The sequence below is a fragment of the Streptomyces albicerus genome (genome assembly GCF_008905045.1).
Classification (GTDB): domain Bacteria; phylum Actinomycetota; class Actinomycetes; order Streptomycetales; family Streptomycetaceae; genus Streptomyces; species Streptomyces albicerus.
Genome location: NZ_VWMY01000135.1, coordinates 1 through 11,274, shown reverse-complemented (window position 1 = coordinate 11,274; position 11,274 = coordinate 1). Strand labels below are relative to the sequence as shown.

Here is an 11,274-nt window from a genome sequence, read left to right as displayed (position 1 = left end):
GGCCCGGCACGTGCCGGGCCCCGAACCCCGCCGCCGGCCGATGCCCCACCGGAGCGGTAGGAGATCACTCACGGTCCGTGTTCACCCGATTGTGGAATAATTCAATATGTGCGACGAAAGGTCACTTTTGTGATCACCAGGAGCAATGGCGCTGATGACGAGGACATGGGGCCTGACCGCAGCGGTCAGGCCGAGGCCTTCGACGCCATCGGCGACCGCTATGACGAGGCCTTTCCTCACAAGGAGGGCCAGGTTGCCGCCGGTGAATGGCTGATCCGCTCGTTGCAGGCAGAATCCCGCGTGCTGGACCTTGGCTGTGGCACCGGGGTGCCGACCGCGCGCCAGATGGCGGACGCCGGCTTCGAGGTGGTGGGCGTCGACCTGTCCGGCGAGATGGTCAGGCTCGCCCGGGAGTATGTCCCCGGTGCGACGTTCCACCAGCTGGACCTCGCCGATCTGCGACCGGGCGGCCCTCGCGACCTGGGCCGCTTCGACGCCGTCGCGGCCTTCTTCTCCCTGCTGATGCTGCCGCGCGCAGAGATTTCCCTCGCGCTTCGGACGGTCCGCCATCTGCTGGTTCCCGGTGGCCTGTTCGTCCTGTCCATGGTGGAAGCCGATGTGGACGACTTCTCCATCCCGTTCCTCGGCAGCACGATCCGGGTCTCCGGTTACCTGCGGGAGGACCTGTACAAGGTCATCGATAACGCGGGCTTCGACATCGTGGAGGAGTCCTCCTACACCTATGCCCCGGCGGTCGCCGACGTCCCACCCGAGGAACAGGTCTTCCTCTGCTGCAGGCGGCGTGACTGATCGCGCACGATCGATCGACGCGGACGGCGGCATCCACTGGACGGGACAGAACGCGTGACGGAGCACCGCACCCCCCATGAAGGCCCTGCCGAGGCCGCCCGGCGGTCCGGCGGCCCGCTGAGCGGGACCGGCTCCGTCGCACCCGACACCTCCATGGGCCCGCGGGTCACCGGGACGCACCCGTCATCTCCGCCCCACGGCCGCCGCGCCGGGGGCACGGCCGGGCAGCCCGGAAAGGGCTCGGCCGCCCCGGCTTCCTCCGACACCGAGCGCCGTATTCCGGAAGGCGATGGACCTCAAGCGGAATCCACCCAGGACACGGTGCCAGACAGCACCGGACCACAGACCGACCGACTGCGGTATCTCGACGTGGCGACTCGGCGGATCGCCCGCGGGATGGACCTGGACGAGACCCTCCGGGAACTGCGCCGGGCAGCCGTCCCCGCGTTCGCGGACGCGATCATCATCCATCTGCACGACCCGTTGCCGGTCGGGGACGAGAAGTCGACCGCACCCATCGTCCTGCAGCTGCACAGCATCGACAGGAACTCGGAGACTTCGCACACCGAACGGACCCGGACGCCCCTGCCGACGCCCCTTCCCGTCCACTCGGACGTGGCCGAGCGTGTGCATCTGACTGTCAACGGCCGACTCGCGAAGCTGCTGCTGGCCGGGCGGCCGGCGTTCGGCGACGCGCCCGGAATCGCGCCCGCGGTGGCCGAGCTCCTCGGGCCCGTGGCAGGTGTGCCGGGGGCGCTGCCGCCGGGCCGCAGATTGATCATCGCCCCGTTGCACGGCCGCCAACATGTCATGGGCACCGTCGTTCTGCTGCGCCGGCCCGCCCGATCCGCCTTCACCGGTGACGACCTGCTCGTCGCCTCACAGCTCGCGACACACACCGCCATCGGCATCCAGAAGGCGGTGATGTACGGACACGAAGCCTCCGTGGCCGACACGCTGCAGCACACCATGCTCCCGTCGTCGCTGCCCGAGCCCACCGGTGTCCGGCTGGCCAGTCGGTACCTGCCCGCCTCGAAGACCGCTCAGGTAGGAGGCGACTGGTACGACGCGATCCCCTTGCCAGGCAACCGCGTCGCGCTGATCGTCGGCGATGTCATGGGCCATTCCATGACCTCTGCCGCGATCATGGGCCAGCTGCGCACCATCGTGCAGACCCTCGCCGGGCTCGACCTGCCCCCTGACGAGGTCCTGCACCACCTCGACGAGCAGGCCCAGCGCCTTGGCAGCGACCACATCGCGACCTGCCTCTACGCGATCTACGACCCGATATCGCATCGGCTGCTCATGGCGAACGCCGGTCACCCGCCCGCGGTGCTCCTGTACCCGGACGGCCACGGGGAGGTACTCCGCGTCCCGCCGGGCGCTCCCATCGGCGTCGGCGGCGTCGTCTTCGAACCCGTGGAGATGCCCGCGCCCACGGGAGCGACCCTTCTGCTGTACACCGATGGCCTGGTCGAGTCTCGCGACATGGACGTGGGAACAGGCGTCGAGGCTTTGCGAGCCCGCCTCGAAGCCACGGTGCGCGGGCTCGCCACTCCCTCGCTGGAACTGCTGTGCGATCAGGTCCTGGGCACCTTGGCCCCGGGCTCCCGGGACGACGACATCGCGCTGCTCACCGCCCGGTTCGAGGGCTTCCCTCCGGACAGCGTCGGGTACTGGTACCTGGACCCCCACCCGCTCACCGCGGGGCAGGCACGCCGCTTGACGCGCAGGGCCCTGCGCCGCTGGGGCTTGACTCCCCTGCTCGATTCGACGGAACTCATGGTCAGCGAGATCGTGACGAACGCCGTGCGCTTCGCCTCCCGGCCCATCGCGCTACGACTGCTCCGCACCGATGTGCTCCGCTGCGAGGTGACCGACGACTCGCCCATGGTGCCCAGGATGCGACACGCCGAGCCGGGTGACGAGGGCGGCCGCGGTCTCTTCCTGGTCAATCAACTCGCGCACCGCTGGGGAGCGACGAGGCTGAGCACCGGCAAGGTCGTCTGGTTCGAGCAACAGATCCCGAGGACGTAGCCGATCCAGGCGCAATGCCGACGGTCTGGGGCCGCGCCTGCTGTCCGGGAAACGGTGAACCCCGGCGCGAGACGAACGCGCCGGGGTTCACCGACCAACTCAGTACCGGGTGGGGAACAGTTGGAGCTTGGCCTTGTTGCCGGAGACCGACTTCACCCAGATCTTCAGGTTGTTGAACTGGACGGTGCCGCCCGGGCTGGTGCTGCCGGTGAGGCTCCCGCCTGCGGCCGACATCCTCACGGATCGGGAGCTGATGCTCGTGATCTTCAACTTCCCGAACCCGAACTTGCGGCTGTCGACCTTGATGGTCTTGGGCGCCGACACGGTGGTCTTGCACCGCCCGTCGTAGCAGGGCCCATTGGCGCCATACGCCACCGGCGTCATCAGGCCGAACCCCAGTGTGCCGGCCATGGTCAGCGTGACAGCAGTCGTCGCGGCTCGCCGGCGCATACGCGTACTCATCAGTTGGACCTCCTGTTTTCAAGGGGATTCCCGCTCGGCATTTCTAACCAGCCGGCAATGGGACCCCTCCCGCCGTCGCGTCGAACCCTGGGCGGCTCGTGAGGCGTCGGCCATGGGAGCCCAGCGAGGATGAGGCGCCGCCCCGGGCGTCTTCACCACGGCCGCCGTGTCTAGGGTTCGGGCATGACCTCGCAGACGTACCTCTCCGAATTGTTCTCGCTGAACGGCAAGGTCGCTGTGGTGACCGGCGGCAGCTCCGGCATCGGCCGGGCCATCGCCGGGGCCCTCGCACGGGCCGGGGCGAGCGTCGTGGTCGTGGCGCGCAAGGAGGCGGAACTCGCCGCGACGGTCGGTGAGCTGGCGGCCGACGGCTGCCGGGCGGCCTGGGTGAGTGGCGACCTGGGTAGCCGCGACGGCGTGCGCGCGGCGGCCGAGAAGGCGGCCGAGGCATTCGGGGAGCCCGACATTCTCGTCAACAGTGCGGGGATCAATCTGCGGCCGCCGATGGGCGAGTTGGGCGAGGAGGTCTGGGACACCACGATGGCGGTGAACCTGGAGGCGCCCTATCTGCTGGGACAGCGGTTCGGCCCCGGTATGGCCGAACGGGGCTTCGGACGGATCATCCACATCACCTCCCAGCAGGCGCATCGGGCGTTCGTCCAGAGCGGGGCGTACGGGGTGTCCAAAGGGGCGCTGGAGTCTCTGGCCCGTTCACAGGCCGAGGCGTGGTCGCCCTACGGCGTCACCTGCAACACGCTGGTGCCAGGTTTCGTGATGACGCCGCTCAACGCGCGGCTGTCGTCCGACCCCGAGAAGGTGGCGGCACTGGCCGCGCGCACGATGGTCGGCCGCAACGGTCTGGCCGAGGACTTCGCGGGCGCGGCGGTGTTCCTGGCGAGCCGCGCCTCCGCCTACGTCACGGGACAGGCCATCTTCGTCGACGGCGGGCTCTCCGTTCACTGATCCGGCATCTGGTGATTGCGGCCCCCTTCGACCCACGCCTCCGATCTTGGGGTCTCTTGACGGGTGCTCAGCGGGACGCATGGGACCCGTGATGCAATGGGGCGACAGAGCAGATCTTGGGGTGGAGTGGGGCGTGTTGAGCAACGGTGGGCCCGGCGCGGGAGGTTTCCAGCCGCTGGAGGACGGCGATCCGCGGGTGGTCGGCGGCTACCGGCTGGTGGCGCGGCTCGGGTCCGGCGGTATGGGGCGGGTCTATCTGTCGCGCACGCCGGGCGGGCGGGCCGTCGCGGTCAAGGTGATCCGGCCGGAGTTGGCCGAGAACGCCGAGTTCCGGCAGCGGTTCCGGGCCGAGGTGGCGGCGGCGAGCCGGGTGCACGGGCTGTACACGGCTCCGGTCGTGGACAGCGACACCGAGGGCTCCACTCCGTGGTGTGCGACCGCTTATGTGCCGGGGCCGTCCCTCGCCGACGCGGTGCGCGAGCACGGGCCGCTGCCCGTTGACACCGTGCTGCGACTGATCGCCGGTGTCGCGGAGGCATTGCAGGCAGTGCACCGCGAGGGCATCGTGCACCGGGACCTCAAGCCGTCGAACGTGCTGCTCGCCGCCGACGGCCCGCGCGTCATCGACTTCGGTGTCGCGCGGGCGGCGGATGCCACGCCGTTGACGCAGAGCGGTACGGCCCTCGGCACGGTCGCCTATATGGCGCCGGAGCAGGCGCTCGGCGGCGAGGCCGCCGCCTCGGCCGATGTGTTCGCGCTGGGGCAGACTGCCGTGTTCGCGGCGACGGGCGGTGCCGCCTTCGGGGACGGGGATGCGCACGCGGTGCTCTACCGGGTGGTGCACGAGCAGCCCGACCTCAGCCATGTGCCCGAGGAGATACGGGAGTTGGTGGCACGGTGTCTGCGCAAGCCCGCCGCCGAGCGGCCTTCCGTCGAGGAGGTCATACGCTCCGTTCAGACCATCCAGGCGAATCGTGGTGACGATGCCCGGTTCACGTCCGGGGCGTGGCTGCCGGGCGAGTTGGCGGCGGGGATAGCGGCTCGGGCCGAAGGGGCCGATCAGGCCCAGGCGGGGGCGGCTCCGGCCGCTCATGGTTCCGGCGGTCATGGGCCCGGGAGTTCCGACGGCTTCGGGCCGGGGAGTTCCGGTGGTTTCGGGCCGGGGAGTTCCGGTGGTTTCGGGCCCGCGAGCTCCCATGGCTTCGGGCCTCCGGTGGCCTACTCCCCCACCTCGCCGTCCCATGCCGCGGTGCCCGGGCCGTTTGTGCTGGGCGCTCCGGGCGCACCAGGTGCGTACGCCCCGACTCCGTGGCCGCAGCCGCAGGGGCCCGCCGCCGCGCAGACCTCCTCGGTAGCCGCGGATGCCAAGGGCCGCAGGGCCCGGGTCTGGATGTTGTCGGCGGCGGCCGTCGTGCTTGTCGCCGGCGGGGCGGGCGTCACGCTGCTGCTCGTACCGGGGGACGGAGACAAGAGCGACGGCCGGGCGCAGGAGGTGGCCGCGTCGCAGTCGGCTCCGGTCGACGAGGCGTCGCCGTCGGCGTCCGGCTCCCCGTCCGCCAAAGCGTCCAAGAAGCCGAAGCCCGCCAAGTCCGCGCTGCCGCCCAGCCCTTCGGGGCCCGCGACGCCCACACGGGCCCCGACCTCGGCTCCCCCGAGCGCCGCGCCCAGCGAGCCGGCGGCCCCGAAGGCCCCTGCCCCGGTGACGTATTCCGGGATCCGGATGACCGCAAGCCATGACCTGTTTCTGGCGGACACCCCGGTGCGGGCCAAGGCGGACTCCGGGAGCTCCGACGAGGATCTGACGTACGCCGTCTACGACTCGGGCGCGGTCCTCGCCCCCGGCACCACCTCCGGCAGCTCCCTCGCCCTGCTGCCGGTGGGGCGGCAGGGCAGCCTGGACGCGTGCAGGGCGGCCACCGGCTACAAGACCTACATCTGGATCAAGGACCTCACCGCCGGCCGGCAGATGTGCGTCATCAGCGGGACGGGGCACGTGGGGCTCGTGACGTACCAGGGTTCGTCCGGGACGACGTACGCCACCTTGGACGTGAAGGTGTGGCGTAACGCGGCCTGAAGGATCAGAGGCATGCGCGCGTGTCGGTCGGGCGGTTCGGGACCACCCCACGCACGCCGCCGCGGCCCTCGCTTGCGCCGTTGCCGTGAAGCGGCCCAGTTCACGCCAACTCATATACGTCTCTGGACACTTGAGGGCCTCGTCGACACCCTCGGCAGAGACGATTCGGCCTCGTGGTCCATCCCGGCTGATCCCGCTTCGGAAGGTGGCACCCCGTGAAGTTCAGCTACGCGATGCTCCCCGACTACCCGCTCCAGGAGTCACTGGCCTCGATCAGGCTCGCCGATGAACTCGGCTTCCACGCCTGCTACGCCGCCGACGAAACCTGGCACAAGGATCTGTGGCTCCTCTTCGCCGCGGCCGCCGGCCAGACCCGCCAGATCCGCCTGGGCCCGAGCGTCTCCCCGGTCACGCTGCGAGAACCCACCTTGATCGCCCAGGCCTTGGCCACTCTCGACGAGCTGTCCGGCGGGCGCGCGGAGGGCGTGCTGTCCAGCGGCAACTTCGGGCTCCTGGCCCAGTACGGCATCGACTGGGCCCGTACTCGGCCGCTGTCCCGGGTCAAGGAAGCGTTGCACGTGGTGCGCACGGTGCTCGACGAGGGGGCCATCACGTACGAGGGCGAGTTCTTCAGCTACCAGGGGCTGTTCACCTTCGCCCGCCCGGTCCAGGACCGGGTGCCGCTCATGCTCGGGGCGATGCGTGGGCCCAAGTCCTTCGAAGCGGCGGGCGAGTTGTCCGACGGCTGCCACCATGCGCTGAGCTATACGCGCGAGGCGTACGACTACGCGGTACGGCACATCCGGGCCGGAGCCGAGCGTGCGGGCAAGGACTGGCGGTCACTGGACATCGGTGCCTGGGTCGTCTTCGCCACCGGGCCCGACTCGGCGACCGCCAAGGATGCCGCCCGCAGCATGGTCGGCATCTACGCCTCCTCGATGCCCGAGGAGCAGCTGATCCGCAACGGGGTCGACCCGGGCGAACTCAAGCCGGTCATCGACGCCATCGCCGCCGGTGACCTCGCCCGCGGCATCGAGCTGACCACACCCGAGATCGCCGAACGCCTCTCCGTCGCGGGCACGCCCGAGGAATGCCTGGAGAAGATCCAGCGGGAGATCGCGCCCAGCGGCGTCAACCACATGATCTGCGCGATCACTGACCGCAGCCTCGTCAAGACGTTCACCGGCCGCGATCTCGAGGGCATGACCGATGTGAACACTCAACTCCGCCTCATCCACGACAAGATCATGCCCGCGTTCGCCCGCCCGGCCCCGGGCCAACCGGTCTGAGGACGAGGCAGTACTGCCGCTGGCTCTGGTTCTCTGGCTCTGCGGCGCCGGAGTCGGCGTGGAGGCACCGACGGCATCGACGGCGGCGTATGCGCAGACCACACCCGAAGCGACTACTGCCTCGCGCGGGCGGCCTGTTCGACGGCGTGGCCGATCGCGAAGAGCCGTTCCAGCCGCTCCGGGTGCCCGATGAGCTGCAGGCCCAGGGGCATGCCGTGGCCGTCCCGGTGACCGGGTACGGTCAGCGTCGGCAGGCCCAGGAGTTGCCACGGCCGGCTCAGGACCGGCGAACCGGTGGCCGTCAGCCCTTTCGGGGCAGGCCCCAGGCCGGCCGGGCCGAGGACCGCGTCCACCTCGGTGAGCAGCGTCAGCATCGCGGCGCGCTCCCGCTCCGCGACGGACAGCGCGTGCTCGTACCGCGCGGCCGTGATCCCGCGGCCTTGCGCCAGGAGGTCGTTGAGCGGAGTGCTCAGCCGCTCCGGGGTCGCGGCTTCCGCAGCCAGCGCGCGGGCGGCCTCGTACGCCATGACCGCGGTGTGTGCCTCGACGAGCCCGGGAGTTCGCGCGGTCAGGTCGATGTCGACGAGCACCGCACCGTTCGCCACCGCGCGCTCGGCGCTCCGCACCAGAGCCGACCGCATGTCCGCCTCGACCTCGCCCAGTTCGGTGCCCGTCCACACCGCCAGCCTCGGGTCCGTCGGCGGTTCGGGGGCGTCGGGGAGCCGGTCCGCGCCGGTCAGCGCCCCGTAGGCGAGCCACAGATCGGCGACGGTCGGGGTGAGCAGCCCGACCGCGTCGAGGCTGTGGGCCAGGCGCATGAAGCCCGCGGTGTCGAGCGGTCCACCGGCCGGTGCCACGAAGCCCGCCACTCCGCAGTACGCGGCCGGGCGGGTCAGCGAGCCGGCGGTCTGGCTGCCCAGGGCCAGGGGCACCACGCCCGCGGCCACGGCGGCCGCAGAGCCGCTGGAGGAACCGCCCGGCGTGTGCGCGAGGTTGTGCGGATTCCTCGTCGGGCCGGGTGAGAAGTAGGCGAACTCGGTGGTGACCGTCTTCCCCAGCGGAATCGCGCCGAGCCGGCGAAGCCGGGCGACCAGCGGGGCGTCGGACGCGGCGACCCGGCCCTCCCGCAAGGGGGATCCGCATTCGGTGGGCAGGCCGCGGACGTCGATGATGTCCTTGACGCCGAACGGAACTCCGTGCAGGAGTCCGCCCGGTGGCGCGGCGTCGAGTTCCCGGGCGGTCCGCAGTGCCGCGTCCCGGTCGACGCGTACCCATGCGCGGATGTCGGGTTCCGTACGGTCGAGGCGTTCCAGTGCTCCGGTGATCGCGTCGCTCGCGCTCAGTTCCCCGGCGGTCGTCCGCGCGACCAGGGCGGACAGGGTTGTCGTCTCATGCCGTACTTCCGGCATCGGATGCTCTCCTTCCAAGCCGTGCCGAGGGACCGCCCTCACTGCACGGCTGTTGAACGGGGCGGGCTACAACTCCAGCACGAGCCGGGCCGACCTGGCACGTGACACGCACTCGGCGATCTGGTCGCCGGCCGCCTTCCCCTTGCGGGTCGGGCAGTTGTCGTCCCCCGCCTCGGCCGTCGGCCCCAAGGCCGTGCTGGGCAACCGGCCGACTTGGACGCCGCCGTCACCGGCCTCTCGCAGCCCCGGACGACGGCGGCACGAACACCAACCACCGATGGATCCATCAAGCAGGTTTGATGTATTTTGTTCGTGTGGTGCCGACAGGACAAGCCGCCCCGGCGTTTCTGAGCCTGGCCGCCCACCCACTGCGGTGGCGGCTGCTGACAGCGCTGGCCGCAGGCGACTACCGGGTCCGCGAACTTGTCGATCTGCTGGGCCACCCGCAGAATCTGGTCTCCTACCATCTGCGGCTGCTGCGCCGAAGTGGGCTGGTCACCGCCCATCGGAGCAGCTTCGATGCCCGCGACAGCTACTACCACCTGGATCTGGAGCGCTGCGCGCACGCGCTGACCGCCACCGGCCTCGCGCTGCACCCGGCGCTGCGCCTCGAGCCCACCCCAGCAACCCCAGCACCTCCCACGACCGCGGAACCGCCGGCCCGGCCTCGCGTGCTGTTCGCGTGTACGGGCAACAGCGCCCGCTCACCGATCGCAGAGGCCCTGCTGCGCCACCGCACCGCCGACCACGTGGAGGTGACCAGCGCCGGCAGCCACCCCAAACCGCGAATCCATCCCCACGCCGTGCGGGTCCTGCGCGAGCACTACGGCATCGACATCGCCGACCAGCGACCGCGCCATCTGGACACGGTGGCGGGCCACCGTTTCGATCACCTGATCAGCCTGTGCGACAAGGTCCGCGAGGCCTACCCGGAGTTCGGTCATCAGCCACGACGGACCCACTGGAGCATCCCCGACCCGGCCGTCGGCAGCGACAACGACCAGGCAAGCTATCCCGCCTTCAGACACATGGCGGCGGAGATCGACACCCGTATCCGCTATCTGCTGCCCGTCCTCACCCGCGCCACGAACCCGGAGATCCAGCCATGACCACACCCGACGAGTTCGCCAGCGTCCGCTACATCGTCGACGACGTGGACGCCGCGGTCCGCTTCTACACCACCCACCTCGGCTTCACGCTGCACACCCATCCCGCGCCGGCCTTCGCCGACGTCGTCCGCGGCCGGCTGCGGCTGCTGCTGTCCGGGCCGGCGAGCTCCGGCGCCCGGGCCACGCCCGACGACTCCGCCGCACCGGGCCGCAACCGCATCCATCTCATCGTCAACGACCTCGACACCGAGATCGACCGGCTGCGCACCGCCGGACTGTCCTTCCGCGGCGAAGTCATCGCAGGCCCCGGCGGACGCCAGATCCTGCTCACCGACCCGGCCGGCAACCTCATCGAACTCTTCGAACCCGCCCGACGCTGAGCCGCTCCCGCCTTACCCTCGGTTGGGCCCGGCTCCTGGCTGCCGCCGTCCGGGCGGCCGCTGATTGAACTGATCGGTAGCCATGGCTGTGTCATGGCTGTGTCATGGCTGAGTCATGGCTTCGGCGTCGGCGCCGCGCTCACGGTTGCCGGGATCCGGCAAGGTCACAGAGGCCATTGCGCGTATAAGTGATCTGTCAAAGATGCGTCAAAGGCCTGTAAGGTTCCCTCCGGTGTGCCGGGAAGCCTGGTCGGCGAGCAGGGGATCACTCTCTCTTCCGATCGGGGGTTTCGGCCATGGTGCTCATTGTGGTCTTCGGGGTGGCGCTGCTTATCGCGGTGCTGTTGTCGGGCCTCGCGGCCCGGACCGTGCTGTCCACCTCCTTTCTCTTTCTCGTGGGTGGTGCGCTGGTCAGCGACGGGTTTCTCGGGCTGATCCACATCACACCGGACAGCGACATCGTGGCTGTGACGGCCGATCTGGCGCTGTTCGCGGTGCTGTTCACCGACGGCATGCACGTCTCGTTCCCGAAGCTGCGCGCCAACTGGAAGAACCCGGCCCGTGCGCTCGGCCTGGGCATGCCGCTCGCCTTCGTCGGCATGGCGCTCATCGCACACTTCCTGGTCGGCCTGGACTGGACGACGTCCTTCCTGGTCGGCGCGGTCCTGGCCCCGACCGACCCGGTGTTCGCCTCCGCGATCGTGGGCCGCAAGGAAGTCCCCGCGAAACTGCGGCAGCTGC

General features: G+C 70.4%; 10 protein-coding genes and 1 pseudogene. 8 read left to right on the top strand and 3 right to left on the bottom strand.

The window, feature by feature from the left end; all coding sequences use genetic code 11:
* Positions 1–165 precede the first annotated feature (165 nt).
* Together GAS53_RS52720 and GAS53_RS52715 are read left to right on the top strand one after the other, a co-directional pair.
* Positions 166–810: a class I SAM-dependent DNA methyltransferase gene (locus tag GAS53_RS52720; protein ID WP_151484948.1), complete on the top strand. Its 645-nt coding sequence runs from the start codon at positions 166–168 to the stop codon at positions 808–810.
* A 54-nt stretch (positions 811–864) separates the two neighbouring features.
* Positions 865–2,847: a SpoIIE family protein phosphatase gene (locus GAS53_RS52715; RefSeq protein WP_404829440.1), complete on the top strand. Its 1,983-nt coding sequence runs from the start codon at positions 865–867 to the stop codon at positions 2,845–2,847.
* A gap of 99 nt (positions 2,848–2,946) precedes the next feature.
* On the opposite strand, the gene GAS53_RS52710 is transcribed toward GAS53_RS52715, so the two are convergent.
* A complete protein-coding gene (locus GAS53_RS52710) occupies positions 2,947–3,309 on the bottom strand; it encodes a hypothetical protein (protein WP_151484946.1) in 363 nt (120 codons plus the stop codon).
* A gap of 183 nt (positions 3,310–3,492) precedes the next feature.
* Here GAS53_RS52710 and GAS53_RS52705 point away from each other — a divergent pair, with 183 nt between their 5' ends.
* The 3 genes and pseudogenes from GAS53_RS52705 to GAS53_RS52695 all read left to right on the top strand — a co-directional run.
* Entirely contained in the window at positions 3,493–4,272 is a 780-nt protein-coding gene (locus GAS53_RS52705) for an SDR family NAD(P)-dependent oxidoreductase (protein ID WP_151484945.1), read from the top strand.
* Between the two features lie 133 nt (positions 4,273–4,405).
* On the top strand, positions 4,406–6,346 hold the full coding sequence (locus GAS53_RS52700; RefSeq protein WP_225859678.1) for a serine/threonine-protein kinase: 1,941 nt from the start codon (positions 4,406–4,408) through the stop codon (positions 6,344–6,346).
* 212 nt (positions 6,347–6,558) lie between these two features.
* A pseudogene (locus GAS53_RS52695) lies at positions 6,559–7,635 on the top strand (LLM class flavin-dependent oxidoreductase); the annotation flags it as partial.
* 113 nt (positions 7,636–7,748) lie between these two features.
* On the opposite strand, the gene GAS53_RS52690 reads toward GAS53_RS52695, so the two are convergent.
* Positions 7,749–9,044, bottom strand: coding sequence for an amidase (locus GAS53_RS52690; RefSeq protein WP_151484943.1), 1,296 nt, complete (start codon positions 9,042–9,044; stop codon positions 7,749–7,751).
* Positions 9,045–9,110: 66 nt separating this feature from the next.
* Entirely contained in the window at positions 9,111–9,248 is a 138-nt protein-coding gene (locus GAS53_RS55830) for a hypothetical protein (protein ID WP_192583700.1), read from the bottom strand.
* A gap of 110 nt (positions 9,249–9,358) precedes the next feature.
* Between GAS53_RS55830 and GAS53_RS52685 the strand changes: the two genes are divergently transcribed.
* The 3 genes from GAS53_RS52685 to GAS53_RS52675 form a co-directional block, all read left to right on the top strand.
* Entirely contained in the window at positions 9,359–10,153 is a 795-nt protein-coding gene (locus tag GAS53_RS52685) for an arsenate reductase/protein-tyrosine-phosphatase family protein (protein ID WP_225859677.1), read from the top strand.
* Complete coding sequence (locus GAS53_RS52680; RefSeq protein WP_151484941.1) at positions 10,150–10,533, top strand: VOC family protein; 384 nt, start codon at positions 10,150–10,152, stop codon at positions 10,531–10,533. The genes GAS53_RS52685 and GAS53_RS52680 overlap by 4 nt, the downstream gene beginning before the upstream one ends.
* 296 nt (positions 10,534–10,829) lie before the next feature.
* Positions 10,830–11,274 (top strand): cation:proton antiporter domain-containing protein (locus GAS53_RS52675; protein WP_192583698.1); only part of this gene is annotated, 445 nt, incomplete at its 3' end.

What these genes read in the sequence shown, in the direction of transcription:
- GAS53_RS52680 (WP_151484941.1), top strand. Translation starts at nt 10,150, where the DNA reads ATGACCACACCCGACGAGTTCGCCAGCGTCCGCTACATCGTCGACGAC.
- GAS53_RS52710 (WP_151484946.1), bottom strand. Translation starts at nt 3,309, where the DNA reads ATGAGTACGCGTATGCGCCGGCGAGCCGCGACGACTGCTGTCACGCTG.
- GAS53_RS52705 (WP_151484945.1), top strand. Translation starts at nt 3,493, where the DNA reads ATGACCTCGCAGACGTACCTCTCCGAATTGTTCTCGCTGAACGGCAAG.
- GAS53_RS52720 (WP_151484948.1), top strand. Translation starts at nt 166, where the DNA reads ATGGGGCCTGACCGCAGCGGTCAGGCCGAGGCCTTCGACGCCATCGGC.
- GAS53_RS52690 (WP_151484943.1), bottom strand. Translation starts at nt 9,044, where the DNA reads ATGCCGGAAGTACGGCATGAGACGACAACCCTGTCCGCCCTGGTCGCG.